This is a genomic window from Blastopirellula marina DSM 3645 (assembly GCF_000153105.1).
Classification (GTDB): domain Bacteria; phylum Planctomycetota; class Planctomycetia; order Pirellulales; family Pirellulaceae; genus Blastopirellula; species Blastopirellula marina.
In genome coordinates, this window is record NZ_CH672376.1 from 897865 (window position 1) to 923812 (window position 25948).

Annotated in this window: 18 protein-coding genes; 9 read left to right on the forward strand and 9 right to left on the reverse strand. The window is 57.8% G+C overall.

Annotation, left to right across the window (positions count from 1 at the left end; translation table 11 throughout):
• Window positions 1–68: 68 nt before the first annotated feature.
• Together DSM3645_RS05290 and DSM3645_RS30180 are read right to left on the reverse strand one after the other, a co-directional pair.
• A complete protein-coding gene (locus DSM3645_RS05290; RefSeq protein WP_002651026.1) occupies window positions 69–1256 on the reverse strand; it encodes a phosphoglycerate kinase in 1188 nt (395 codons plus the stop codon).
• 861 nt (window positions 1257–2117) lie between these two features.
• Window positions 2118–2327 (reverse strand): hypothetical protein, encoded by a 210-nt coding sequence (locus tag DSM3645_RS30180; protein ID WP_131282259.1) that lies wholly within the window; start codon window positions 2325–2327, stop codon window positions 2118–2120.
• 818 nt (window positions 2328–3145) lie between these two features.
• Here DSM3645_RS30180 and DSM3645_RS27745 point away from each other — a divergent pair.
• The 3 genes from DSM3645_RS27745 (at window position 3146) to DSM3645_RS05315 (ending at window position 5681) form a co-directional block, all read left to right on the forward strand.
• Window positions 3146–4081: a hypothetical protein gene (locus DSM3645_RS27745; RefSeq protein ID WP_050769308.1), complete on the forward strand. Its 936-nt coding sequence runs from the start codon at window positions 3146–3148 to the stop codon at window positions 4079–4081.
• A 320-nt stretch (window positions 4082–4401) separates the two neighbouring features.
• Window positions 4402–4980 (forward strand): hypothetical protein, encoded by a 579-nt coding sequence (locus DSM3645_RS05310; RefSeq protein ID WP_131282262.1) that lies wholly within the window; start codon window positions 4402–4404, stop codon window positions 4978–4980.
• A complete protein-coding gene (locus tag DSM3645_RS05315; protein ID WP_002651031.1) occupies window positions 4977–5681 on the forward strand; it encodes a hypothetical protein in 705 nt (234 codons plus the stop codon). The genes DSM3645_RS05310 and DSM3645_RS05315 overlap by 4 nt, the downstream gene beginning before the upstream one ends.
• A gap of 259 nt (window positions 5682–5940) precedes the next feature.
• Here the strand turns inward: DSM3645_RS05315 and DSM3645_RS05320 are convergent, their stop codons facing one another.
• From DSM3645_RS05320 to DSM3645_RS05330, 3 genes are read right to left on the reverse strand one after another with little or no spacing between them, the layout of a single operon-like run.
• On the reverse strand, window positions 5941–6375 hold the full coding sequence (locus tag DSM3645_RS05320) for a Fur family transcriptional regulator (RefSeq protein WP_040351633.1): 435 nt from the start codon (window positions 6373–6375) through the stop codon (window positions 5941–5943).
• A gap of 45 nt (window positions 6376–6420) precedes the next feature.
• Entirely contained in the window at window positions 6421–8652 is a 2232-nt protein-coding gene (locus DSM3645_RS05325; RefSeq protein ID WP_002651033.1) for a heavy metal translocating P-type ATPase, read from the reverse strand.
• Window positions 8649–8987, reverse strand: a complete 339-nt coding sequence (locus DSM3645_RS05330) for an ArsR/SmtB family transcription factor (RefSeq protein WP_002651034.1) — start codon at window positions 8985–8987, stop codon at window positions 8649–8651. Before DSM3645_RS05330 ends, DSM3645_RS05325 begins: the two co-directional genes overlap by 4 nt.
• A 164-nt stretch (window positions 8988–9151) precedes the next feature.
• Between DSM3645_RS05330 and DSM3645_RS31190 the strand changes: the two genes are divergently transcribed.
• The 4 genes from DSM3645_RS31190 (at window position 9152) to DSM3645_RS05350 (ending at window position 18031) form a co-directional block, all read left to right on the forward strand.
• Complete coding sequence (locus DSM3645_RS31190) at window positions 9152–10432, forward strand: peptidylprolyl isomerase (protein WP_237564759.1); 1281 nt, start codon at window positions 9152–9154, stop codon at window positions 10430–10432.
• Between the two features lie 387 nt (window positions 10433–10819).
• Window positions 10820–11836: a LysR family transcriptional regulator gene (locus DSM3645_RS05340; protein ID WP_002651036.1), complete on the forward strand. Its 1017-nt coding sequence runs from the start codon at window positions 10820–10822 to the stop codon at window positions 11834–11836.
• A gap of 131 nt (window positions 11837–11967) precedes the next feature.
• Complete coding sequence (gene gltB, locus DSM3645_RS05345) at window positions 11968–16575, forward strand: glutamate synthase large subunit (RefSeq protein WP_002651037.1); 4608 nt, start codon at window positions 11968–11970, stop codon at window positions 16573–16575.
• A complete protein-coding gene (locus tag DSM3645_RS05350) occupies window positions 16568–18031 on the forward strand; it encodes a glutamate synthase subunit beta (protein WP_040351634.1) in 1464 nt (487 codons plus the stop codon). The genes gltB and DSM3645_RS05350 overlap by 8 nt, the downstream gene beginning before the upstream one ends.
• Before the next feature lie 145 nt (window positions 18032–18176).
• Here the strand turns inward: DSM3645_RS05350 and DSM3645_RS05355 are convergent, their stop codons facing one another.
• The 3 genes from DSM3645_RS05355 to DSM3645_RS05365 all read right to left on the reverse strand — a co-directional run bounded on the left by DSM3645_RS05355 (window position 18177) and on the right by DSM3645_RS05365 (window position 22068).
• Window positions 18177–20282, reverse strand: coding sequence for a hypothetical protein (locus DSM3645_RS05355; protein ID WP_002651039.1), 2106 nt, complete (start codon window positions 20280–20282; stop codon window positions 18177–18179).
• A 188-nt stretch (window positions 20283–20470) separates the two neighbouring features.
• Window positions 20471–21214, reverse strand: a complete 744-nt coding sequence (locus tag DSM3645_RS05360; RefSeq protein ID WP_002651040.1) for an SDR family oxidoreductase — start codon at window positions 21212–21214, stop codon at window positions 20471–20473.
• 188 nt (window positions 21215–21402) lie between these two features.
• Window positions 21403–22068: a protein-L-isoaspartate(D-aspartate) O-methyltransferase gene (locus tag DSM3645_RS05365; protein WP_002651041.1), complete on the reverse strand. Its 666-nt coding sequence runs from the start codon at window positions 22066–22068 to the stop codon at window positions 21403–21405.
• A 366-nt stretch (window positions 22069–22434) separates the two neighbouring features.
• Here DSM3645_RS05365 and DSM3645_RS05370 point away from each other — a divergent pair, with 366 nt between their 5' ends.
• Together DSM3645_RS05370 and DSM3645_RS05375 are read left to right on the forward strand one after the other, a co-directional pair.
• A complete protein-coding gene (locus DSM3645_RS05370; RefSeq protein WP_002651042.1) occupies window positions 22435–23268 on the forward strand; it encodes a purine-nucleoside phosphorylase in 834 nt (277 codons plus the stop codon).
• Between the two features lie 191 nt (window positions 23269–23459).
• Window positions 23460–24284 (forward strand): purine-nucleoside phosphorylase, encoded by an 825-nt coding sequence (locus tag DSM3645_RS05375; RefSeq protein WP_040351635.1) that lies wholly within the window; start codon window positions 23460–23462, stop codon window positions 24282–24284.
• A gap of 22 nt (window positions 24285–24306) precedes the next feature.
• Here DSM3645_RS05375 and DSM3645_RS05380 read toward each other — a convergent pair whose 3' ends face one another.
• On the reverse strand, window positions 24307–25887 hold the full coding sequence (locus tag DSM3645_RS05380) for an NAD(P)/FAD-dependent oxidoreductase (RefSeq protein WP_002651044.1): 1581 nt from the start codon (window positions 25885–25887) through the stop codon (window positions 24307–24309).
• Between the last annotated feature and the right edge of the window lie 61 nt (window positions 25888–25948).

The following is a 25948-nucleotide window of genomic DNA, read 5'->3' on the forward strand; positions in this document are numbered from 1 at the left end:
TCAGCAACCAAGAAAGGACGCCCCATGCCGAGGCGTCCCCCCTGTTTTTTCGACTTGTGTGAGCTGCTTTACTTTTCGTCCAGCAATTCCACCGCCGCAAACTTTTGACCTTCTAGCATCGCCAAGCTGGCGCCGCCGCCGGTCGAGACGTGCGAAACCTGATCGGCGAAGCCGAGTTGGGCCACCGCCGCGGCGCTGTCGCCGCCGCCGATGATGCTGATCGAATCGCTGTCGGCGATCGCTTGAGCGACCGCTTTGGTTCCTTCGTCAAACGGCGGCATCTCGAACACGCCCATCGGGCCGTTCCAGACGACGGTCTTCGCGTTCTTCACCAGCTCGGCGTACATCTTGGCCGTCTCCGGTCCGATGTCCAAGCCTTCAAAGCCATCCGGGATCTCGCCTGCTTTGACCACCACTTTGTTGCAGCTGCTCTTAAAGTCGTCGCCGCAGTGGGTGTCGACCGGCAGCACCAGCTTGTCGCCTCCGGCGGCGATCAGCTCTTTGGCCAGATCGACTTTGTCTTTTTCGACCAAGCTGCCCCCCACTTTGCCCCCTTCGGCCAGCGAGAAGGTGTAGGCCATCGCACCGCCGATCAGCACTTTGTCACAGATGCCCAGCAAGTTTTTGATCACCATGATTTTGTCCGAAACCTTGGCGCCTCCCAGGATCGCCACAAACGGGCGCTGCGGGCTCTTGATCGCGTCGGTCAGATACTTGATCTCTTTGTCGACCAGGTAACCAACCACTTTCGGTTTGTCGCCCATCGCTTCCGGCACGGCGACCATCGAAGCGTCGGTGCGGTGGCAAGTTCCAAACGCGTCGTTGCAGTAGATATCGGCCAGCGCGGCGAGCTTGCCGGCGAACTCGGCGTCCCCCTTTTTCTCGCCCTTTTCGAAGCGCAGGTTTTCTAGCACCAGCACGTCGCCATCGGTCAGTGCGCCCGCTTTGGCGACGGCGTCGGAACCGACCGTATCGGTCGCAAACGCAACCGGCTTGCTCAGCAGTCCGGCCAACGCTTCGGCCGCCGGTTTCAGGCTGTACTTCGAGTTATCGGCGCCCGGCTCTGGGCGTCCCAAATGGCTCATCAAGATCACGCGTCCGCCGCGGTCGATGACCGATTTGATCGACGGCAGCGCCATCTCGACGCGGCGTGCGTCGGTCACTTTGCCGGCGTCATCCAGCGGAACGTTGAAGTCGACACGCATCAGAACGGTTTTGCCAGCGACGTCGACGTCGGCGATTGATTTTTTGGCCATAGAGCTTCTCTTGGTAACGGGGGTGGAATCTTGTCGGGCGAATCAGCGCCCTGGGTGCGGGTTTTATCACTCGTGAAACCGCCACTTTACCCAAGCTTGCCAAGCGAGGAAAGCGGCCGCGGTTTGCGCGCAATTGTGGTCGCAAAAAGCTCGCCTAATGCGGGAAAAACTTCCCGCCTGTCGAGATTGCGGAATCCGTCTTGTCGACGGAATGCGGCTGGCCACTTCAATCCGAGTTAGGATCGCCGACGGCATTCCATCGGCTTGCGCCTCTGGCTAGTGTGACGATTTCCGGCTGGTTTTGGTCATGTTTGACGGTTCATTTCTCATGTTTGATCGTTTGTGAATGGCAAATCGCCCAACCTCGAAAAGTGCAAGCCGATGGAATGCGGCAGGACATTTCGGATAGGACCGGACCGCATCGCATTTTTTCGAGTCGAAACCTGGGACTGGACCGGACCGCTGCGTTTTTTCGTTTGAAAGGTTGGACCGGACCGGACTGCTGGTTTTATGGACTGAAACCTGGGACTGGACTGCACTTTGGGAATGTCGAATCAAGATAGGACTAACAACATCGCTCGTCATTCTTGATTAGACATTCGTCCTTAGAAATTAGTCATTCACCCTCTCCTTGGACCGGACCGAAGACATCTGCGTACGGGCCGTCCCGCGGCTCGAGTGATCGATCGGCGGCAGAAATTGGCGGCGCGCAGCACAGCAGCCTCGAACCGACCTTCGCGGCCGGCGATTGATCATGGTTGGTTCGGGATTTCCTGGGTAATGGACCCCGGATTCGTGCGCTATGTCAAGCGGCGATCTTTACGCGACTGCGGCGGCCGAAGATGCCAGGCGAGCAAATTTCTAAGGCCCTGCTGGCCGTCCCAAACTAGCCGAGGGCGAAGCCGCGAAGCGACGCAGCCCTAGGTAAACGTCAACAAACGTGATGTGGACGTTGGATTGGATATTGTGACTACCCGCGACCTGTTCCAACATCGCTGTGGTGAACCACGCTGCGATCGTCGGTCGTCCATCCACGGGAAGATAAATCAACAACGGGATAGAATCAAACATAGGATTCGGAGGCTTCTGATTGCTTCCGAGTCTCGCAATGGTAGAAAGTAAAGACCGAAGAGTAAGGCCGTGGCCATGGCGCCGAGCAACTCTATTGCCGAACAGTATTGCCCCCGTCCCCCTGTGATTTTCCTGGAATCTCTTTTGCGTTGTATAGCGCGATGTCAATCAAACAATTCTTCCTATTCACTGGATGGCTATGCGTTTTGACGTGCATCGCTTGGCGAGCATACGAGGAGAGAGACGCTCGCATTCAGCGGAACTTGGCAATCGCGACTCGGTTGGAAATGTTTCCAATACTCTGCCTGTTACATGCAGACAGTATCGGCTTACGCGTTCCAGCGTTTAATGGGCGCCTCACGCAGTTTCAGGCGTTGATGAAACTGCAACTCAGATTGAATACCGATGAGTTCGATGCATGGGGATCCGAATATTACCTTGAGATTCGACACGAAAATGACAAGGAAATTTGGACAATCGTAAGTTCGGGACAAAATAGATTGCTCGAAGACGGAAGGGGCGATGACGTGAGAGAATCGCTGGCGTTTGATCTCTAGGCTGGGTGATACAGTCCAACAGCCTATCTTCGAACTCTACGGATCCCCTGTTTCACTTTGTTTTGCGTAAACAAGACTTCGGCGCGAGAGAAATTGATTCGGCATGGTCATCCGTCGACGCTACTTTCGCAGGAGCGAAAAGCGACTTTCGGCGGCCGCTAGCAAAACGCATCACCTTACTGACATTCACCAGTTGCTTCTTTGAAGCTACATTCGCTTCGCGACATTGCAGTTTGACTCAAGCACAAGCGGAGATTTTCCATGTGGGTACGAACGCTTCCATGGCTACTACTCTTGGGTTTGCCTGCGGTGGTGATGAGTCAGGATCCAGCGTTCACTCCCCAGGGTACGGCGCCTGCGAAACAAGTCGCCCCCGTCCCTGCTGCAGCTGAAGAAGAAACGCTTCAAGCCGAGAAGCAGCTGCAGCGACTGATCGCCTCGCGAGACGCGCTGACGCAGGAGATTGATCGCCTGCGAAAGCGGACCGGGCAGCATTCGCAAGTTTTTGTCTCTGTCCAAGTTTTCGAACTCACGCACCGTAAAACGCCGCAAGCCAACGGATTTGCAGCAGCGCTGGCGGCCGGCGGATTAGCGGAGCCGGGACCGGTGGAGACTGGTAGTGCGACCGTTTACCGAGTGATTGCCGACGACGAAGCCCTCAAGCAGGTCGTCGCCAAGTTGGAAAAATCAGGTGCGTTAAAAGTTCTCGCGGAACCGACGTTGATGACGGTCAGCGGTCAGCCTGCTTCGTTTCATGTCGGCGGAGAGTTTCCGATTCAAGTTCCATCAGCCGATGGTAGTCCGGCGATTGAGTTCAAAGCCTACGGCGCCGAGATGCATGTCGTTCCGGTCGTGCTGGGCCAGGGAAGAATTCGGCTGGGATTGCGGCCACGGATTAGCGAACTTGATCCCGACCACGGCATCAAGTTGGGTGATTTAACCGTGCCGGCGCTGCGCGTTCGCGGTGTCGACACAAGCGTGGAAATGCATGTTGGCGACGCGTTTGTATTAGCAGGGCTCGTGCAACAACGCGTGGTTACTAAGCCACAACCGGAGTCTGGCGAGACAGGCCCAGACGAACAACCGGGACTCGTCCCCGGCAAGGCTGCGGAAGCCCATGCGGGGCGCGGCCAAACTGAAATGGAGTTTACCGAGCTCGTTGTGATCGCCCGCGCAAAAATTGGCGCCGCCCCCTGAGCCAGTGTCTTGTTTCTGGAATGGTGAATTCTGGTAACACGGCGCCAGCGCGCTACTTCGTTCGCCTAGCGTTGGAGTAATTCGAATCTCAAAAAATCTGACCCAATTCGGGATAAACATTCGACCCGGCGATATAGTAAGGGGGCGCCAAGAATTTCCGTTCGTTGTTGAACCCCAGAGCGCTGATGTCACTCTTGCAGCAACCGCCGGGAGAAGAGCAGGAGGACTGGGGTCCAGCACCGGCTGAACGGCCTGTGGCGGCAGAGTCGTTGGGCTCTCCATTTCGCTTCTCGCTGACGCGGTTGATCATTGCGACTGCGATGTCGCCGTTGCCGCTGTTGTTGATTCATCGGTGGAACGTGAAGTACGCGTGGTGCTTCATCCTTAGTTGTTGCACGCTTTTCTTGACGATTCTTTGGGCACGCGCCGAAACATTGCCGCGAATCAATATGTTCGCTGCTTTTATGCTCACTGCTGCCGCGATCTTCGGGCCCATTGGTTGGCCAGCGTTTCCCGTATTGGTCATGTTCGCGGTACCGTCGCTGCTGATCTCGCAATTTTTTTTCCCATCGCAAGGGATGGCAAGTTACCGCCCAGCGAAATGCATTCAAGTGCTGCTGACGGCGAGTTTGCCTTTCTGCGTTTTCTGCGTAGGAGGCGGAGGTATCGCGAACTTGGCGTCACGCCGGAGGGCGCCTGAGGATTGGTATATTGGTTGGCCCATACTGTTAGTCTTTGCCGTGTTGCTGGGGATCAACATCTATTGGGCCGTCACTGATCGCGGTGAAAATCTTGCGCAGCGGCCTGACCTTGGCTATAAGTACGAAGCGACGATGGTTTTGATACCGTTTGCGATCATGGTCTTCGTCTCGAGAATGCTACGGGGAGATAATTTTTGAATGATCTCTCTGAATCGTCCGGCGAAGAAATTCAATCGCAGCCCCACTTGTCCCGGGAAACTGCTTCGGCCCGATTTCGCGTTTCCCGGACGCGGTTGATCCTTGCCGTCGCGCTGGCGCCGCTGCCGCTGTGGTTGATTGATCCGAATCAAGGATTGTTTGGCGTTTGCTATGTTATCAGCAGCGTCACGTTGTTTGGCGCGATCCTGTGGTTCCGCGCGAGAGACATTCCGTTTTTGAATCTAACGCTCAGTTCCTGCACCGCCACTTTTCTGTTTCTCCATACGCCGGGCGATAGGAGTCCCGGCCTCGCGTTTTTGGCGCTGCTCGTAATACCCGTGGTTGGGCTCTTGCGTTGGATCGGTTCAAGGGGCTTCCGCAGCGCTGCCGGTGCTACCCAGTGCGTTTGGGTGTTGTACTCCGCGGTCTTTCCGTACGCCTATTTCAATGTGGCGACGCTTGAACTGCTTTACGAAGCAGGGCTAGCGCCGATTCCCAGCCCGACCGAATTGCTCGCTTGTTCGCTAATGCGAGTCTTCGTGGGTTTGTTTCTGGTAGCCAATCTCTATTGGGCCGCGACCGATCGGCGGGAAGCATTGGACCAGCGGTCAGGACGGGGCGTTTGCTACGAAGCGACGATGCTCGTACTGCCGTACGCGACGCTGATTGCGTTTGTGGTGGTGTTGCGCAGTCAGTGGTGATTCTCTTCGTAGCCTGCTGCGCAAGCGAGAGAAATGCAGCTGGCCACTTCCATTCGGGATAGGTTCGTCGACCACATTCCATCGGCTCGCGCCTCTGGCGAGTGTTCGCTTGGCTGGAAAAATCGCAACCTCAAAACTTGCATAACGAGCGAAGAGGCCAGACGCTCGGTTGGCGGCTTCGAAAACAAAAAAGGTGCGTCTAGACGCACCTTGCCAACTCTTCTCCGCTTTCCGCTTTCCCGATTCCGCTTTTCTTCCCTTATCCGCACTCGCGGCAATGTCCTTTGAGCAGCACTTCCGTAATGTCGGTATAGGTCTTCTTGTTGGTCGCTTTCAGCTTGATGTCGACATCGTCTAGGCAAGTTACTTTGCCGCAGGTGACGCACATGAAGTGCGGGTGCTCGGTTCCTTCGTCCTGCGATTCGCCGCGACGGAACTCGAAGCGCCAGGTATGGTCGCCGACGTCGAAGCGGGAGAGGAGACCCGCTTCGGCCAGTTCGACCAGGCTGCGATAGATGGTCGACTTGTCGTAGCCGTGTGCGTCTAATTCATCCGCGACTTCGGCATGCGACAGCGGCGTGGTTGCGGCCGAAAGATATTGCAGCACGCTCAAGCGACAGGATGTTCCGCGCAGGCCTGCGCCGCGGACCATCTCGCGAGCTTCGCTCATGGTGATTTCGGTGATCTTCGCCACGGTTGCCGTCCTTTTCATTCGTCTCAGTGATTTGTCGTGGAATGCTTATTTTTGGTGGGATCTTAATAGTCGCAGACTGTTGGCGATCACCAACAGCGAGACGCCGGTGTCGGCGATGATCGCCAGCCACAAGTTCGTCATGCCGAAGATCGCCAGCAGCACAAAAATTACCTTCACGCAGAGCGCAAACGCGATGTTGAATTGAATCATCCGCAAGGTCCGTCGCGCCAAACCGACCAGCCAGGGAAGCTTGTTGATCTCGTCCGACATCAGTGCGACGTCGGCCGTTTCGATCGCGGCGTCGGCGCCGATTGCGCCCATCGCGATGCCGACATCGGCGGCTGCGAGCGCTGGTCCGTCGTTGACGCCGTCGCCGATCATCGCGATTACGCCTTCGCCGCGCAGTTGACGAACGGCTTCGATCTTGTCTTGCGGCAGTTGCTCGCCGCGCCAACTGTCGACGCCGACTTCGGCGGCGACTTGCTCGACCGCCGCGTTGTTGTCGCCGGAGATCACGGCGACGTCTTTGACGCCCAGCTTGTGCAGTTGGGCGATCACATCGGCGGCGCCGGCCCGAATTTGATCGCCGAGCACGATCAGCCCTAGCAGCTCTTGTTCTTTACCGACCACGACCAGCGAGCCGATTTTGACGGAGCCGGCGGCAGTTTGCAGTTGCGCTTGATCTTTCAGACGCTCACGCGCCATCGCCAAACTGCCGACCCAGGCCGGCGCGCCGTCGACGCCGCCGCTGGCGCCGCGGCCTGCGATCTCGGCAAAGTCGGTCGGTTCGACCAGCGTCAGCCCGCGCTCTTGGGCGGCCTGCAGGATTGCGGTGGCGAGCGGGTGATTGCTGTGTTGCTCGAGCGAAGCGGCGATTCGCAGCACTTCGTTCTCGTCGTAGCCGTTGTGTGCGGCGACTTGGGTGACGGCGGGGACGCCGGTGGTGATGGTGCCGGTCTTGTCCATCGCTAACACGTCAACACGGCCGAAGGTTTCCAGCGCCAGTCCCCCTTTGATCAGGACGCCGTTACGAGCCGCGGCGGTCAAACCGCAGACGATGCTGACCGGCGTGGCGATCACCAACGCACAAGGGCACGCGATCACCAGCAAGATCAAGCCGTTATAGAACCACTCGGTCGCGACAGGGAGAATCGCCTCCCCTTGGACGGCGCCGGTCACGATCAGTATGAGCGTCGGCAAGATCATCACCGCCGCGGCCAGGATCATCATCGCCGGCGTGTAGTAGGCCGAGAACTTTTCGACCCATTGTTGGCTGGGAGCCCGCTGCTTGTGGGCGTCGTCGATCATCTTGGCGATGCGATCGAGCATCGTGTCGCCGGCGGCGTGCGTTACTTCAAACTGAAAAGACGAGCCGCCGTTGATCGTGCCGGCGTAGATTTCGTCGCCGACGTTCTTTTCGACCGGGATGGATTCGCCGGTAACCGGCGCTTGATTGATGGCCGGCGATCCGGTGGTGATTACGCCGTCGAGCGGCGCTCGTTCGCCCGGCTTTACCAAGCAGATTTGTCCGACGTTGATTTCGGCGAGCGGTTTCTCTTTCCAGTCGTCGCTGCAACAGCGGACATGCGCCGTCGGCGGCGTTTGCGTCATCAGGTCCGAAATCGAACGCCGCGCTCGGGCGACGCTCCATTGTTCCAGTAGCAGCGATGTCGAGAAGAGGAACGCGACCATCGCCGCTTCAAAAAAGTCGCCCAACAAACAGGCGCCCAAAATGGCGACGCACATCAAGACGTTCATGTCGGCGCGAAAGTGGCGCGCCGACATCAGCGCCTTAGGAGCGACATACCAAGCGCCGCTGATCGTACCGAGCAAATACAAGCCGGCGACAACCAGGGAGGTGAAGGGAGGCGAAGTCTCGGCCGGAAATAGTTCGCCGGACAGCGCCTCGACAAGACTGCCTTCGATGATCGCATGCATCACAAAGCCGGCGGCGATGAACAGGGCAGCCACCGCCGTGGCGATCTCTTTGCCGCGCGTCAGGCTCGCTTGTTGAACGTCGCTTTGGCCCCCTTTGCGAAACGGCTTGGCGGTCATCCCCAAGTTGACGACGGCGTCGACCAACTGCTCGTAGGTTAACTGGCGATCGTCGTAGGCGACGTCCATTCGTCCGCTGAGGACGTCAAAGTCGAGTTGCTCGATCCCGGTGACCGGTTCGAGGCCGACGCGCAATTGACGCACTTCTTCGGCGCAATCGAGCTCGGGGACGTGCAGACTGACTCGCTTGAGCGCGACATCAGAAACTTGCTGCGTGCTCATGAGGATTCCTCGGCATGCGCCAGCGCGTTGATCACCAGCGCGGCGATATGGTCGTCATCCAGTTGATAGTAGACATGCTTCCCTTCGCGGCGAGCGCGTACGATCCGCTCTTGTTTCAGTAGCTTGAGACGCTGCGAAACGGCTGGCAAACTGTCGTTGACCAGCTCGGCCAATTGCGAAACGCACAATTCACGATGAATTAATAATGCGGCCAGATGTAACCGAGCCGGATCTCCCAACGCATGAAAGAGGGCGGCGGCGCTGATTCGCGCCCGCTCATCGTGGGCCAAATCCTCGGTATGTTCAGCCGGTTTTTCGTGGGGGAGGGTTGCCATGCGACGCCATAATTCAACAATTCATGAACTGTTTAAATGAATTATGGAACGAAAACGGCCCAGGTCAAACCCCAGCAGCGAACGATTCGCACGTTCGCTACGTTTTGATAAGCTGTGGGTTTGCTTGCATTCGAAGCGTTCACGAAGAAACGAGAGGATATCCGATGTTGCGGAAATTGAAGCAGAGCATGTGGTTAGGGAGCATGATCCTGGCGCTGACCGCGCTCCGTTGGCTGCCGTCCGCACATGCGGACGAAGCGGAAGCGCCGATCGCCCCCCCCACGGCCGCCGAAAAAGCGGCGGAAGATAAGGTGACCCCCGCCGTCGAAACCAAGCCTGCCGCTGAGATGCCGGCCCAGGAAGAAGAGGCCCAAGAAGCGAAGCCAGCGCCGAAGCCAGGCGAAAAGTCGGCCGCGTTTGTCAAAAAGTTTAGCGAGTGGAAGACATTGTTGGCCAAGCTCCGCGGCCTGCAGGAAGAATATCGTCTGGCCGACGAAGACGAACTGGTCGCGATTCATAAAGAATATGACGAGACCCTCGATCAAGGCGAAAAGATGATGGTCGAGATCAAGAAGTCTGCGGTCGCCGCGTTTGAAGAAGCGCCCGGCGTGAATAACGATGCGGTCAACTTCATGATTTTGAGTGGTCATGACGCCCAAAAGAAAGATAAGAACAACGAAGCCTATAAGATTGGTCGCACGTTGATCGATCATGGGATCGAGAATGGTCCGATTTATTCGATGACGATTCGCTCGGCTTTTGGGGCGGATCGGTTTGACGAAGCGGTCGAAGTGCTGGAAAAGGCGGTGGAATACAAGAAAACGAGCGGCGACGAAAAGTTTGCTCCCAGCGAAGAAGCGCTCGGCGAAGCGCAGGCCGCGACGGTCTATCGCGACTACTGGAAGAAAGAGCAAGAGATTCGCGCCCTGGAAGCGGAAGCGGATGACCTGCCGCGGGTTCGTCTGACGACCGACAAAGGCGAGATCGTGATTGAGCTTTTCGAGAACGAAGCGCCGCAAACAGTCGCCAACTTTATCTCGCTGGTGAAGAAGGGATTTTACGATGGTTTGTCATTCCATCGCGTGTTGGAGAACTTCATGGCCCAAGGGGGCGATCCCAAGGGAGATGGCACCGGCGGCCCCGGCTACAACATTTTCTGTGAATGCTACAAGCCAAATTTTCGCCGTCACTTTAGCGGGACGCTGAGCATGGCGCACGCCGGCCGGGATACCGGAGGATCGCAATTCTTTCTCACGTTTCGGCCGACTCCGGGGCTGGATGGCAAGCATACGGCGTTTGGACGCGTGATCGAAGGAATGGACGTTTTGACGGACATTCAGCGGCGCGATCCCGAAGCGCTCGACGCGGCGACTCCAGACAAGATCATCAAGGCCGAAGTCATACGCGATCGAGGGCACGACTATAAGCCAACAATGGTGCAGTAAATTCCCGTAAAATTTGCTAGCATGACGAAAAGTGGCCGTGACAGCACCCTGTTGCGGCCTTTTTTTGCAAATTTCGGGCATCTTTTCCACTTCTTGAGCGGTTCCCCTTGCCCAAAGTCGCTCTCATGAGGGCTGGGTTTGTATCTTTTCAGCGTGCATTGAGCTGAAATAGAGCATTTTTTAACAAGGGCTAACCCGTTGTCATGTCAGAGGTTGCGATCGATCCGTGCGCATAGTGGTCATATTGTTGCCGAAATTGTCAATCAGCACGCTTGACGCTACTTCGCGCGACGAATAGGTTCGTATGTCTGTTTTTAATTCTGCATCTGCCACAGTATTCATTTTAAAAATACTGATTGCCATATTTGTCCCGGTCGAACTTTTGCCATGCACGTCAAATCGCTCAAAGTGTTTTGCGATGTTGTTGGGCAGCGTAGTTTTTCTAGGGCAGCGGACGAAAACGGCATCTCGCAGTCGGGCGCAAGTCAGGTCGTACATCAGCTGGAAGAGCGTCTCGGCGTGAAACTGATCGACCGCTCGAAACGCCCGTTGGTGCCGACTCCAGAAGGCGAGATGTACTATCACGGCTGCCGACAAATTGTGCGGCGGTACTATGCGTTAGAAGAAGACATTCGCACTTTCCATGAGGAAGTGGGAGGACGCGTCGCGGTGGCTTCGATCTATTCGGTCGGGCTGAGTCACATGAACGACTGCGTGCAAGAGTTTCTTTCGAAGCACCCGAAAGCGAACGTGCGGTTGCAATATCAGCATCCGCAGACGGTTGTCCGGATGGTCGCTTCGGATCAGGTCGACTTCGGCCTGGTCAGTTACCCCCGAAACACGAAAGCGATCAAAGCGGTCGCTTGGCGCGAAGAACCGATGGCGCTGGTTTGCTCTCCGCAGCACGAACTGGCGGGTCGTGCGTCGGTTTGGCTCGATGAGTTGGACGGACGCGATTTTGTCGGTTTCGATTCTGAATTGCAGATCCGTCGCGAAATGGACCGCGCCTTGTCATCACACGGCGCAGAAGCGCATGTTGTGATGGAGTTCGATAATATCGAAACGATCAAACGGGCCATTGAAATTAACGCAGGCATCAGCTTGCTGCCGACGTCGACGGTCGTCCGCGAAGTTCAATCCGGCACGCTTGTCTGCGTCGAACTAGAAGGTCGTCCGCTGGTGCGTCCGCTTGGCATTATCACACGGCAGGGAAAAGAGTTGGGCAAAACGGCCCGACGCTTTATCCAACTGCTGCATGATAAAGCGGAGTTAAGCGAAGCGGCGAAAGCGGCTCAAATCGCTTCCGAATCGGCTCCCCTCTTCGCCGAATCGGAAGACTATTCCGCTGCGGAAGATTCCGCGGTGGAAAGCGATGTCGAACACGGAGTTTCGAGTCGCGCGTAGGTTGCCGAGCGGGATGGACTCGGTCTGCGAATCTTTCGCGGTCGGGGTCTCTACCGACATGGCGCCCAGGGCCAAGGATGGCGTTTAAACGAACACGAAGTAGATTGAGTTTTCAAACGAAGGTTGTAGGCATGGCTTCTGCGAGTGATTCGCCGCGTCAGCAAGGTCGCACTGAGCGTCCAGGCAAACAAGGCTTGTATGACCCCGCTTTCGAGCACGAGAACTGCGGCGTTGGGTTTGTCGCCCACGTCAAGGGCCAACGCTCGCATCAGATGGTTCTCGACGCCGAAACGATTCTCATCAACATGGACCATCGCGGTGCGTGCGGCTGCGAGCCGAACACCGGCGACGGCGCCGGTATGATGACTGCGTTACCGCATGAGTTTCTGACCAAGGTCGCCAAAAGCGATCTCGGCGCCGAATTGCCGGCGGCTGGTCAGTACGCGGCTGGCGTCGTCTTCTTACCGCAGGATGAAGCTTCGCGCACGTTCTGCAAATCGGCCGTCGAGAAGTTCATCGCCGAAGGTGGCCAAAAGCTGGTCGGCTGGCGCCCGGTGCCGACCGATTCGAAGAAGGCCGATATCGGTCCGACCGCGCTCGCCTGCGAACCGGCGATGGAAATGCTGATCATCGCCGCCGGCGACGATGTCGCGGATCAGGAAGACTTCGAGCGTCGCGTTTACACGATTCGTAAGCGGGCCAGTCAGCTGCGCGCCAACGATAACCTGCCGCAATCGAAGATGTTCTACATCTGCAGCTTGTCGACCAAAGTGATCATCTACAAAGGGATGCTCACCCCGGCGCAGTTGGTGCCGTACTATCCCGACCTGTCGGACGAAGATTTCACCACGCACCTGGCGATGGTTCACTCGCGGTTCAGCACCAACACGTTCCCCTCATGGGATCGTGCTCAGCCTTGCCGCTTCATGTCGCACAACGGCGAAATCAACACGCTCCGCGGCAACAAAAACTGGATGGCCGCTCGTCAGGGCGTTGTCGCGAGCGATATTTTTGGCGCCGACGTCGACAAGCTGTTCCCAGTGGTGGAGCCGGACTGCTCGGACTCGGGGTCGTTTGACAACGTGCTCGAGTTCCTGCAGATGTCAGGGCGCTCGCTGCAAGAGTCGGTCATGATGATGGTGCCCGAAGCTTGGCAAAAGCATGAGACGATGTCGGAAGAGAAGCGCGCCTTCTACGAGTACCATAGCTGCTTGATGGAGCCGTGGGATGGACCGGCGTCGATCGTCTTTACCGATGGTCACTACATCGGCGCCGTGTTGGATCGCAACGGTCTGCGTCCCAGCCGCTATTACCTGACTCACGATGACCGCGTCATCATGGCCAGCGAAGTCGGCGTATTGCCGGTCGATCCGGCGATCGTCAAAGAGAAGGGACGTCTCCAACCGGGACGCATGTTCCTGATCGACTTTGAAGAAGGTCGCCTGATTCCTGATAAAGAGTTGAAAGACTCCTTCGCCAAACAACGTCCCTACGCGAAGTGGTTGCGCGAACAGCGAATCGAACTAGCCGAACTAAGCCCCAAAGACGAGCCGCACGGATTTAATCCCGCGACGCTGCTTGAGCGGATGCAGGCCTTCGGCTACACCACCGAAACGTTGCAGTTCATGCTGCTGCCGATGATCCATCAAAAGCGCGACCCGGTCGGCTCGATGGGCAATGACTCGGCGCTCGCTTGTCTCAGCGACAAGCCGCGGATGCTGTACGACTACTTTAAGCAACTGTTCGCCCAGGTCACCAATCCGGCGGTCGACTCGATTCGCGAAGAAGTCGTGATGTCGCTTGAGTGCTACATCGGCCCCGAAGCGAACCTGCTCGAAACGACGCCGGAACACGCGCATCGGCTGCTCGTGCCGCACCCGATTTTGACCAACGAAGAACTCGCGGCGCTCAAGCATATTGATACGCGTGGTTGGAAGTCGAAGACGATCGACATCACCTTCCCGCTGGCCGAAGGGAAAGCGGGTCTGACTTCGGCCCTTGATCGCATTTGCGATGAAGCCGAGCAAGCGATTGACGACGGCTTTTCGCTGATCGTCTTGTCGGACCGCGGCCTGTCGGCCGAGCGCGTGCCGGTCAGTACGCTGTTGGCGACCGGCGCCGTGCACCATCGCCTGGTGAATACGGCCAAGCGAACGCGAATCGGCATTGTGCTGGAAACCGGCGAAGCCCGCGAAGTGCATCACTTCTGCTTGCTGGTCGGATACGGCGCCGACGCGATTAATCCCTACCTGGGATTTGAGGCGCTGTGGCAAGCTCGCGAAGACGGACTGTGCGACGAAGAATTCGCCGATGACGATCAGATTGTCTCCGCCTATCGCAAAGCGGTCGCCAAAGGCATTCTCAAAGTCATGGGCAAGATGGGGATCTCGACGCTCCAGTCCTACAAGGGCGCCCAGATCTTTGAAGCGCTCGGCCTGCAAACCGAAGTGATTGATCGTTGCTTCGCCGGCACGGCCAGTCGCGTGCAAGGAGTCGACTTCGGCGTATTGGCCGAAGAGCATATCCGCCGTCATCGTTTGGGCTATCCCGAACGAAGCGATGGGAGATTGCCGGTCCTGCCGAATCAGGGCGAATACCATTGGCGAGCCGAAGGAGAGCGCCATGCGTGGAGCCCTCAGGCGATCGCCAGCATTCAAGTCGCCGCTCGCAACAATAGCGTCGACGCCTATAAAGAATTTGCCCACACGATCAACGAAGATTCGCGCAATCGTTGCGCCTTCCGTGGCCTGCTGAAGTTCATGGACAATTCGACTCCCGTTCCGCTGGACGAGGTCGAATCGGCGGCTGAAATTGTCAAACGGTTCTGCACCGGCGCGATGAGCTTTGGCTCGATCTCGGCCGAATCGCATGAGTCGTTGGCGATCGCGATGAATCGCTTGGGCGGCAAAAGCAACACGGGTGAAGGGGGCGAAGATATCGCTCGCTTCACGCCGATGGCCAACGGCGACTCGAAGCGCTCGGCGATCAAGCAGATCGCGTCGGGACGTTTTGGCGTCACCATCAACTACCTGACCAATGCCGATGAGCTGCAAATCAAGATCTCGCAAGGCGCCAAGCCAGGCGAGGGTGGCGAATTGCCGGGCAAGAAGGTCGACGAAAACATCGCTCGCATCCGGCACTCGACGCCGGGCGTCGGTCTGATCAGTCCTCCGCCGCATCACGACATTTATTCGATTGAAGACTTGTCGCAATTGATTCACGACCTGAAGAACGCCAATCCATCGGCTCGCATCAGCGTCAAGCTGGTCTCCGAAGTCGGCGTAGGGACGGTCGCCGCCGGCGTTGCGAAAGCGAAAGCCGACCACATCTTGATCTCGGGCGACACCGGCGGAACCGGCGCCTCGCCGCTGACCAGCATCAAGCATGCCGGTCTGCCGTGGGAGCTGGGCATCGCCGAAGCGCACCAGACGTTGGTGATGAACGACCTGCGGAGCCGCGTCATCCTGCAAACCGACGGCGGTTTGAAGACCGGCCGCGACGTGGTGATCGCCGCGATCCTGGGCGCCGAAGAGTTCGGTTTCGCCACGGCGCCGCTGATCACGCTCGGCTGCATCATGATGCGGAAGTGTCACCTCAACACTTGCCCGGTCGGGATCGCAACGCAAGATCCGGAGCTGCGCAAGAAGTTCAGCGGTAAGCCGGAACATGTGGTCAACTACCTGTTCATGGTCGCCGAAGATGCACGCGAAGTGATGGCCAGCCTGGGCGTGCGAACGTTGAACGAACTGATCGGCCGCGTCGATCTGTTAGAAACCGACGCCGCGATTCAGCACTGGAAGAGCGACGGCATCGATTTGACGCCGCTGCTTTCGCCGCCGCCCAAGCCGCATGACAAAGTGGAGATCTTCAATACGATGAAGCAGGATCACGGGCTGCAGTTCGCTCTCGATAACGAGCTGATCGCCAAGGCGATGCCGTCGATCGAGTCGCGAAAGCCGATCCGCTTTGCGTCGAAGATCATCAACATCAATCGTACGGTTGGCGCCACGCTGAGCCATGAAATCGCTAAGCGTTACGGCGAAAACGGCTTGCCTGACGATTCGATTCATATCGACTTCACCGGTTCGGCCGGGCAAAGCTTCGGCGCGTTTTTGTCTCGCGGCGTCACGCTTGAGCTGGAAGGGGACGCGAACGACTATGTCGGTAAGGGTCTTTCCGGCGGTCGCATCATGATCTATCCGCCGAAGGTCAGCTCCTTCCCAGCGGAAGAGAATATGATCGTTGGCAATGTCTGCTTGTACGGCGCCACCGCGGGTCAGGCCTTCTTCCGGGGACGCGCCGCCGAGCGGTTTTGCGTTCGCAATAGCGGCGCCCAAGCCGTGGTCGAAGGGGTCGGCGATCATGGTTGCGAATACATGACCGGCGGACGATTGGTCTGCTTGGGTAACACCGGTCGCAACTTTGCGGCAGGCATGTCGGGCGGCATCGCCTACATCTGGGATGTCGAAGAAAAGCTGCTGAAGAATTGCAACCTCGGCATGGTGGAGCTCGAACGGCTCGAAAACCAACAGGACATGACCGAAGTGCGTACGCTCATTCAGTTGCACCAGCGTTACACAGGTTCGCTCGTCGCCGAGCAGATCCTAAGCGACTGGGACAACATGATCGATCGCTTCGTGAAAGTGATGCCGATTGACTACAAACGGGTGCTCATGGAACGCATGCAGCATGAAGAAGAAGAAGACGTCCAACTGAGCGGAGCGGAAAGCCATGGGTAAGCCCACCGGATTTATGGAATACAAACGCGAAGTGGTCCCTTATCGGGATCCGCTGCTTCGCGTCCACGATTACGATGAATTTCAAGTTCATGTCGACGAGCAATTCCTGAAAACGCAGGGCGCTCGTTGCATGGACTGCGGAGTGCCGTTTTGCCAAAGCGCAACCGGTTGCCCTGTTGATAACTTGATCCCCGAGTGGAACGACCTGGTCTACAAGGGACGTTGGCGCGAAGCGCTTGATCGTCTCCACAAGACCAACAACTTCCCGGAGTTCACCGGTCGCGTTTGCCCGGCGCCTTGCGAAAACGCTTGCGTGCTTGGCATCACCAATCCGCCGGTCGCGATCAAAAACATTGAAGCGGCGATTGTCGATCGCGGTTGGGAAGAAGGGTGGATCACCCCGAACCCGCCGACCCAGCGAACCGGCAAGAAAGTCGCCGTCATCGGATCTGGTCCGGCCGGCATGGCCGCCGCCGATCAGTTGAACAAGGCGGGCCATCAGGTCACTGTTTACGAGCGTGACGATCGTATCGGCGGCTTGCTCATGTACGGAATTCCGAACATGAAGCTCGAGAAAGAAAGAGTCGTCGAGCGCCGCGTCAACTTGATGAAGGCCGAGGGGATCGAGTTCGTCACCAACGCTCATATCGGCGTGAACGTCGAATTGGCCGATCTCCGCAAAGACAACGATGCGGTCGTGTTGGCCGTTGGCGCGACCAAGCCGCGTGATCTGCCGATCCCGGGGCGCGAATTGAACGGCGCTTACTTCGCGATGCAGTTTTTGAAGGCGAACACGAAGAGTCTGCTCGACTCAGAGTTGAAAGACGGCAATTACATCTCGGCCGAGGGCAAAGATGTGATCGTCATCGGCGGCGGCGACACCGGCACCGACTGTCTGGGAACGTCGATTCGTCATGGTTGCAAGAGCGTCGTCAACTTCGAGCTGTTACCGCAACCGCCGGCCGAACGCGCGCCTGACAATCCTTGGCCGCAATGGGCGCGGATTTTCCGCGTTGACTACGGTCACCAAGAAGCGGAGGCCAAGTTCGGCCAAGACCCACGCACGTACTGCGTGCTCAGCAAAGAGTTCCTGGGGGACGGCAAGGGAAACCTGACCGGCATCCGCACGGTGAACGTCGAGTGGAAAAACGAGAACGGCCGTTGGAACATGCAGGAAGTTCCCGGCAGCGAAAAGGAATGGAAGGCCGACCTGATTTTGCTGGCGATGGGCTTCCTGGGCCCCGAAGAAACGTTGGTCGAAAAGCTAGGCATGGAAACCGACCAACGGTCGAATTTCAAAGCCGAATACGGCCGTTTCGCCACCAACATTGACGGCGTCTTCGCCGCCGGCGACTGTCGCCGCGGACAAAGCCTGATCGTCTGGGCGATCAACGAAGGTCGCGGCGCCGCCCGCGAATGTGATCGCTATCTGATGGGGAAGACGGAACTTCCGTAACAAAGCATGGCGACCGGCTCGCGCACGGGTCGGAAGCCGGCAATAGCCAAACGGCTACGGTGCGCTACGCTTGCCATGATTGGCAATGAAAAAGGGAAGCTCTGATAAAGGGCTTCCCTTTTTGCTGCGCGGTAGGGGAACCGGGCTAGGGCGATTGTGGAGAGCTCATTTGCATTCGCCATTTCAGCAATTCAAGCTTCGCCGTCATGTCTTGTTCGATTGCGCGTTTGTACATCGCATCGCCGAGCATCGTTTCCATGCGTTCTTGCAACGGAGCGGCGGGCTGGACCGCAGCATTTCGCCGATACTGCTCGTCAGCGTGAGCGATGTCGAGCGTCCATCGCGCCGCCAGCAAATAGCAGATTGCGGCGACCAGCGCCAGTTCCAGCCCGCGTCGCAGCCAGCTTTGGCAGAGGGCGCCCAGCGTCTCTGGTAAGTCGCGTGGAGGTTGGAACCAGGTCTTGCCCCAGGCAACAATCCCCAGCAATATCGCCCAGAGGAAGATGGTAAGCGCCGGTCCTCCGTAGCTCAGCCATTGGGCGCACGCTTCGTGCTCGTGATGGTATCCATCAAGCCGTCGCAGCCAATCGTCGAAGATGGCATGCCGGGAGGGAGATCCCCAATAGGAGGCCCAGTTGACCCACTCGTCAAAGTCGATCGTCGCCGGCACGATAAATCGGAGTGCGAGTCCGCCCCCGAACAGCACGAGCAAAAACTGAACTCGTGTGAGGGGCGCTCCATACTTCCGCACGTACTGCACTGCTGCGGCGACGATCGCCAGCATCGGCAAGACGAAGAGCAACGCGGTTAACGTGCGGGAAAGGATTACCCGGTCGATCACATGGGCCGTTCCCAGGCCGAAGATAGTAAAGATTACAGCGGCGGCCAAAATCAAACATAGCGTCGCAGCGATGGGGCCGACGCTGGGCGGCGTCTTGGGACGAAAGCGACTCGCGACGAATCCCCCTAGTGCGATCAGCAGTAGCGGCGGAATCAACATCGCCAGCGCGTCGCCAGTCAACCGATGATACATGTTCGGGATTTGATAGCCTGGCGCCGCCGACAGAGGATTCGCTTGCAGTTGGCGTTGGATCGCAGTTCTGCGGACTTCCGCTTCGTAGAGAGTTAGCAATTCCGCCTGTTCGTCAGGCGTGAAGAGATTCGGGTTTGAGGTCGACATGTACAGCATGCGAAAGATCGAAGTTTCCACTTCTGAAGTGGGCGCTAGCATAATGTCGAGTTCTGCGGAGGTCCCCTCCCATTGCGCGCGTAATTGCATATCGCGCCGCAGATTCTCCAGCGAAGTTTGGGCGTTCATCCGCAATTGCATTTGCTGCTCAGCCGGCGTCAGCGAAGCGCCCGGCGGAGCGACCAGACCTAATAGCGGATACTTGGGCAAATCATGTCGGTCGAAGAGGCTGCGGAAGACGAAGCGAAGTCGGTGACGCATTCGGTCGCTGGCCAGCATGCGCCATCGGTCCGACGGAGAGAGCGTCGTTTGCTCTAAGAAAGCGAGTTTCGCTTCGCCGGAGGCCGATTCGCCGGTCTGTAGCGGCAAGGTCAGGGCTTTCTCCAGCGATTCCATTCCCAGGTCGTACGACTTTGGATCGATAATTTTTCGATCGCCGCTAATCGCCCAGTTTTCAAAACTTTGATCCCAATAAAGCATCGCGGCGATGTAGTGATAGAGGGCGTTGCCGGGATCGTGTTGAGCGCATTCCGCGAGGATTGGGCGCCAATCGTCGATCCGAGCCAGCGGCGGAGAGTCCGCAAACCAATACGATCCATGGCGAATCAGCATCAGGGCCTGGACGCGTCGCCACTGGGGATTGCCAGGCTCCAGGGCGATCGCCTGTTCGATGAGTCGCCAATCCCGGTCGGCGCAGGCTGACTCGAACGGCTGGTTGGCGTCGCGCACCGGTGCATAGAATTGCGCGCTGTAAGGCTGCCAGAAATCGGTTTCCGGCTCTTCGACAATCATTGCGGCGCCGATCGCAAGTTGGGCGTCCGTTGGATTCTTGCCCACGATTCGATCGATTTCGATTAACCAATAGTCAGCTTGATCGACCGGCATCCGCGCGGCGATCGGAATCTCACGCTGGACAAACCAATCGAGCGTCGCCGGTCGCCATTGCATCCAAAGATAATGAGCCGCATGAGGAGTTTGGCTGGCTGTCCAGGCCAGAAGAATCGCCAGCACCGCCGCCAGGCAGAGTCCGCCGATCCAGAGAGTTTGAGCGATCCGTGTCATGGATTGCCGCACAAGAAAAAGACAAGAGACGAGTAGAGCGTCATTCTATCTGTTTACGCACGCATTTGCCTCAAAATGTTGCGTGAATCGATTGTCGTCCGAAGAACAGAAATGGGAGACGCGCATAGAAAAAGGACGCCCGAGGGAATAGGCGTCCTTTCGCGGAGGATTGACTTGGGGGCCTCGGCTTACGCTTCGGCCAGGTTGGCTTCGATAAAGTTCTTGGCGAAACTCTCGTACCCTTCGCCAAATTGCTTGGCCATCGAGTCGGGGAAGACGTGGAACTCGCCGTTCTTGAGCGCGTGGATGATCGCTTCGCTGACCACCGTCGGCGGTTCGGCGCCTTCGCTCATTCCGGCGTGATCTGCCATGTCGGTTGCGATGGGGCCAGGATGGACGCTGACGACGGCGGTTCCTTGAGCGCCCAGTTCTTCGCGCAGGGCCTGGGTGATCGAGTAGGAAGCGGCCTTCGATGCGGAGTAGGTCGCCGCGCTAAGGAAGTTCTTGAGCGACGCGATCGAGTTGAGTTGGACGAAGGCGCCGCCTCCGTTTTGCTTCAGCACCGGGGCGAAGGCTTGAGCGACTCGCAGTAGTCCATAGACGTTGACGTCGAACTCAAATTTCAGGGAGTCCGCGGCCTCGGGAGAAAGGGGAGTCTGTCCTTTATAGACGCCGGCGTTGTTGATCACCAGTTCCACATCGCTAGCAGTTTGCGCCGCCGCGGTAATGGTCGCCGGCTTCTGCAGATCGACTTCGACCGGGACAACGCGATCACCGTACTCAGCGACCAGCGGATCGGCCGACTTCAGATCGCGAACGGCGGCGTAAACCTTTTTGGCGCCGTGCGAGAGGAGCGACTCCACAATCGTTTTGCCAATTCCACGGTTGGCGCCGGTCACTAAGGCGACTTTGCCGTTTACGTCGAAACTCATGGGTCTGTTCCTTGAACTTAAAGGGAGACGCGTAGGGCGTCGGTTGTATTCTGTGGATTTGCCGGCTTGTCTCTCTTCTCCGATGCCGACCAATGGGGATGGTTTCGCACCGCGGAGAAAAACTTTTCATATCAACTATTGTGCATTTTTCCCTGTTTCTCCGTCCGACCGTTGTTTCCCATTTGCGGTTACTCGCGAACGCGGCCGGTCATCGGCACAAACTGGACGGGGGCCACCTTTTGTTGTTCGAACTCTCCGCTTCCGACTTTGCGAATGCATTGCAAGATCTGAGGCGCATCGCCCAGCGGCAGGACGAGTCTTCCCCCGACGGTCAACTGATCCAGCAGCGGCGGAGGAACCTGGGGAGAAGCGGCCGCGATGAGAATCGCGTCAAAAGGAGCGGCGCTCGGCCAACCGGCGTAGCCGTCTCCTTGTTTCAGATGAACGTTGCGGTAGCCAAGGGTGCGCAGTCGCTCGGCCGCGGTGTCGGCGAGTTCGCGCAAGATCTCGATCGCGTAGACATCGGCGCCGATCTCGGCGAGCACCGCCGATTGATAGCCAGAGCCGGCGCCAACGTCCAATACGCGCGACTTTTTGTCGACCTTCGCCAACTGCGTCATCAGCGCAACGATATAGGGCTGCGAGATCGTCTGGCCTGCGGAGAGAGGGATCGCATTGTCCTCGTACGCCAAATGCTGCGAGATGCCAGGGACAAACCGATGACGCGGGACGCGACGCATCGCGGCCAAGACGGCCGGATCGTGGATCTCCCGCGGGCAAAGCTGCTGCTCGACCATGTCGGCCCGCAGTTTGGCGAAGCTCGCTTCTTGTTGCGGCGACGACGTCTGCGACATTTTGCACCTCCCTTTTGGAATTAAGTTTATGGCCGGCCGGGAGGAAAGGAAAATCGGAGGAGGCGATCAAGAGTAATCGTGAAAAGTTATTGCGAATAATTTCCAAAGATCGGAAACGAAAGTGGATCGCGCAGCGTCTCAATGCACGTTCCGTTGCGGAACGTTGCTCCTGGCCTGCTGCTGAGGGGGAGCAGTGCATGTCGGTGTTGCTGCCCTTATACCGATTTGCGGCTCCCCCTCAGATTTTCTGCGTCCCTCTCTGGGCGCCGGCGGACTTCTGGCCGCTACTTGTGGCGCGGTCGTCAATCCGCATAATCGGTGGCTGACACCTACATGAATTTTTGCACGTCTTCCGAGGTATCGTCCATGCTCGACCTGTTCGACAAAATCGAAGAAGCGGTCGCCGCGATCCGCAAGAAATGGGACAAAGTCCCGACCGCCGGCATCATTTTGGGAACCGGGTTGGGCGGATTGGTCGAGGAAATCGAAGTCGAAGCGTCGCTCGAATACGAAGAGATTCCGCACTTTCCTTCGTCGACGGCCGTCAGCCATCGTGGACGCCTGGTTTGCGGCACGCTGAATGGACTGCCGGTGGTAGCGATGGAAGGCCGCTTCCATATGTACGAAGGGTACTCGCTGAAACAGATCACGCTGCCGGTCCGCGTGATGAAAGCGCTCGGCGCCGATCTGCTGGTTTGCTCCAACGCGTCGGGCGGGATGAATCCCTATTTTCGCTGCGGCGACATCATGGTGATCGAAGATCAAATCAATCTGCTGGGCGATAACCCGCTGATTGGGATCAACGACGATCGCTTGGGCCCCCGCTTTCCGGACATGTGCGAGCCGTATGATCTATCGCTGGTCGATATGGCGCTGGAAATCGCACGGCAAGAGAACATCGTGGCGCACAAGGGAGTCTTTGTCGCGGTGGCCGGTCCGAATTTGGAAACGCGTGCCGAGTATCGGTTCCTGCGTCAGATCGGCGCCGATGCGGTCGGCATGTCGACCGTGCCGGAAGTGATTGTCGCAGTCCACTGCGGCATGAAGGTGATCGCGATGTCGATCATCACCGATCTCTGCTTGCCGGACGCGCTGAAACCGGCGAATGTCGCCGATATTATCGCAACCGCCAACGAAGCCCAGCCGCGTCTGTGCACGTTGGTCAAAGGGGTATTGGCCCGCGTGCAAGCCGGCGGCTAACGTCGCCGATCGTTGTCACACTAGCCCGCTGCGCCAGCGAGGGAATGCGGTTGGCGATCCTAACTCGGATGGAAGTGGCGAGCCGCATTCCCTCGCTGGCGCAACGGGCTAGTGTCCGAAGCGTTCCAGTGCGGCGCGGGCAATTTTAAAACTCGCGCGTCAATAACTTAGGCTGAGGGAGAGGCCGGGATTTGTTTCGACTGTCTGCTGAAGTGGAGGAAATCGCCGCCGCGGTCCGTCGCCGTTGGAATCGCCGTCCCAAAGCCGGCGTGATTCTCGGGACCGGATTGGGGAGTCTCACCGAAGGAATCGACGTCGAAGCGTCGATCGACTACGACGACCTGCCGTACTTTCCCCAGACGACCGCGCTCAGCCATGCCGGACGCTTGATCGGCGGCAAGTTGGCCGGCGTCGACGTCTTGGTGATGGAAGGTCGCTTTCATCTCTACGAGGGTTACTCGCTCGATCAGATCACGCTGCCGGTTCGCGTGATGAAGGCGCTAGGCGCCGAACTGCTGGTCGTCAGCAACGCCTCCGGCGGGATGAATCCTTACTATGAGTCAGGCGACATCATGCTGATCGAAGATCACATCAATCTGATGTGGCGCAGTCCGCTGCAAGGGCACGCCGACGAAGCGAAGCAAGCCGAACGCTTTCCCGACATGTCCTCTCCGTACGATCGGCGCTTGCTGCAGCGCGCCGCCGAAATCGCCCGCCGCGAAGAGATCCGCGTTCATCAAGGGGTGTACGTCGCGATGAGCGGACCAAACTACGAGACCCGCGCCGAGTACCGTTTTCTGCGCAACATCGGCGGTGATGTCGTCGGCATGTCGACCGTGCCCGAGGTGATCGTTGCGCGGCAATGCGGCTTGCAGGTGCTGGCGCTGTCGACCGTGACCAACGTTTGTCTGCCGGACGATCTCGGACGCGTCGGCAAGTATGACGTGGTCAACGCGGCCAAAGGCGCCGAGCCGAAGCTGCGGCGGATCGTGCGCGAAGTAATTCGCGAGGCCTAGTCGCGTTCGCGTTCAGCGAAGATCACTTCTTCGCTTCTTCGTGATACTCTTGCTCGGTGTTGACGTCCCAGACATTGTTCTTTTCGGTCGAGCCGGCACAGATGTTGTCGACGGCCGTCATCGCCGCGAGCATCGAATGGTCTTGGTTGTTGTAGCGGTGCATCCCGTTACGGCCGATCAGATACAAATTTTCGAACTTGTCGACATACTCGCGAATCTCGCTAAACCGATCGTAAGTGCCGAAGTAGGCGGGATAGGTTTTGGGGACGCGAATCACGGTCGCGTCGAGCACTTCGTTCTCGTCGATGATGTCGATTTTGGCCAGTTCCATCTTGCCGAGTTCCGCCATCTCTTCGTCTGACTTGTTCCAGAGATCGTCATTCTCGTAGCAGAAGTACTCGAGGCCCATCCAGACCGTGTTTTGGTCGGCGACCAGGTATTTGCTCCAGTTGTTGAAGATCTGCAGGCGGCCGATCAGCACGTCGCGTTCTTGGATGTAGATCCAATTGTCGCGAACCAGTTGCTCCCCCTGCGGCGTGTCTTCTTTGATCTTCAGCTTGTTGACCAGCATGCCGACGGTGATAAAGTCGCGAAATTGCAGCCCTTCGCTCACTTCTTTGACGTTCGCCGGAACTTCGCTGTCCATCGAACGCATCAGTTCGTTGACCGGCATCGTCGAGAAGACGTAGTCTCCATCGATGCGGCGTTTTTCGCCTTGCTGGTTCACCACCGTCACGCCGACGATCTTGTCCCCTTCGACGTGCAGCTGATCGACCTTGGCGCCGTGATGGATTTCGCCGCCGAGTTCGACGATTTTCTTGGCGCAGGTTTCCCACATTTGGCCCGGGCCATGTTTGGGATAGAGGAACTGCTCAATCAGCGAGGTCTCGACCCCTTTTTGACTGACGTCCTTCTTCTTGAACGGTTTTTTCACCGCATGCATGATCGCTTTGGTGATCGACAGACCCTTGATGCGTTGGGCTCCCCAAGCGGCGCTGATTTCGTCGCACGGCACGCCCCAGACCTTTTCGGTATAGGACTTAAAGAAGGTCAAATAGAGCTCTTTGCCGAAGCGATTGATAAAGAACTGCTCAAGGTTTTGCTCGTTTTTGATCGGGAAGAGTCGCGCTTGCAGGTAGCTCGTACCGATCTTCGCCATGCGGACGGGGCCGAGGTTGGTGATCGTTTCGGCGCTCAGCGAGATCGGATAGTCGAAAAACTTTCGCAGGAAATAGATGCGGCTCTTGCGGGGGCGGACCAGCATCACATCGTCCACTTTGTCGGGGTCGGCGCCTTTGCCGTTGCCGTTGTGCGAGATGTCGCGCGTTTGATTTTGATACTTGATCGTGAAGCTCGCCTCGGCGCCTTCTTCGATCGGCAGCATATTGACCCACCAGTCCATCACGCGGTCCGACTTCGAGAAGAAGCGGTGGCCGCCGATGTCGATGCGGTTCCCCTTGTAGTTGATCGTGCGCGAGATTCCGCCGACCATGTCCGACATTTCCAGCACGATCGGTTTGATCTTGGTCCGCGTCAGCAGTTCGTAAGCGGCGGTCAAGCCGGCAGGTCCGGCGCCAATAATGACGGCTTGTTGGCGATCCATGGGGTAAAGCCTGATCAATCGAAAGAAAGAAGGAGGGGAGATTTTGAAGCACTCTGTAGTG

Excerpts from the sequence above, each read along its gene's own strand:
- DSM3645_RS05310 (WP_131282262.1), top strand. The coding sequence starts at position 4,402 with ATGTCGCCGTTGCCGCTGTTGTTGATTCATCGGTGGAACGTGAAGTAC.
- DSM3645_RS27745 (WP_050769308.1), top strand. The coding sequence starts at position 3,146 with ATGTGGGTACGAACGCTTCCATGGCTACTACTCTTGGGTTTGCCTGCG.
- DSM3645_RS05380 (WP_002651044.1), bottom strand. The coding sequence starts at position 25,887 with ATGGATCGCCAACAAGCCGTCATTATTGGCGCCGGACCTGCCGGCTTG.
- DSM3645_RS05330 (WP_002651034.1), bottom strand. The coding sequence starts at position 8,987 with ATGGCAACCCTCCCCCACGAAAAACCGGCTGAACATACCGAGGATTTG.
- DSM3645_RS05290 (WP_002651026.1), bottom strand. The coding sequence starts at position 1,256 with ATGGCCAAAAAATCAATCGCCGACGTCGACGTCGCTGGCAAAACCGTT.
- DSM3645_RS05370 (WP_002651042.1), top strand. The coding sequence starts at position 22,435 with ATGCTCGACCTGTTCGACAAAATCGAAGAAGCGGTCGCCGCGATCCGC.
- DSM3645_RS30180 (WP_131282259.1), bottom strand. The coding sequence starts at position 2,327 with ATGTTTGATTCTATCCCGTTGTTGATTTATCTTCCCGTGGATGGACGA.
- DSM3645_RS05325 (WP_002651033.1), bottom strand. The coding sequence starts at position 8,652 with ATGAGCACGCAGCAAGTTTCTGATGTCGCGCTCAAGCGAGTCAGTCTG.
- DSM3645_RS31190 (WP_237564759.1), top strand. The coding sequence starts at position 9,152 with ATGTTGCGGAAATTGAAGCAGAGCATGTGGTTAGGGAGCATGATCCTG.
- gltB (WP_002651037.1), top strand. The coding sequence starts at position 11,968 with ATGGCTTCTGCGAGTGATTCGCCGCGTCAGCAAGGTCGCACTGAGCGT.
- DSM3645_RS05355 (WP_002651039.1), bottom strand. The coding sequence starts at position 20,282 with ATGACACGGATCGCTCAAACTCTCTGGATCGGCGGACTCTGCCTGGCG.
- DSM3645_RS05360 (WP_002651040.1), bottom strand. The coding sequence starts at position 21,214 with ATGAGTTTCGACGTAAACGGCAAAGTCGCCTTAGTGACCGGCGCCAAC.
- DSM3645_RS05350 (WP_040351634.1), top strand. The coding sequence starts at position 16,568 with ATGGGTAAGCCCACCGGATTTATGGAATACAAACGCGAAGTGGTCCCT.
- DSM3645_RS05365 (WP_002651041.1), bottom strand. The coding sequence starts at position 22,068 with ATGTCGCAGACGTCGTCGCCGCAACAAGAAGCGAGCTTCGCCAAACTG.
- DSM3645_RS05340 (WP_002651036.1), top strand. The coding sequence starts at position 10,820 with ATGCACGTCAAATCGCTCAAAGTGTTTTGCGATGTTGTTGGGCAGCGT.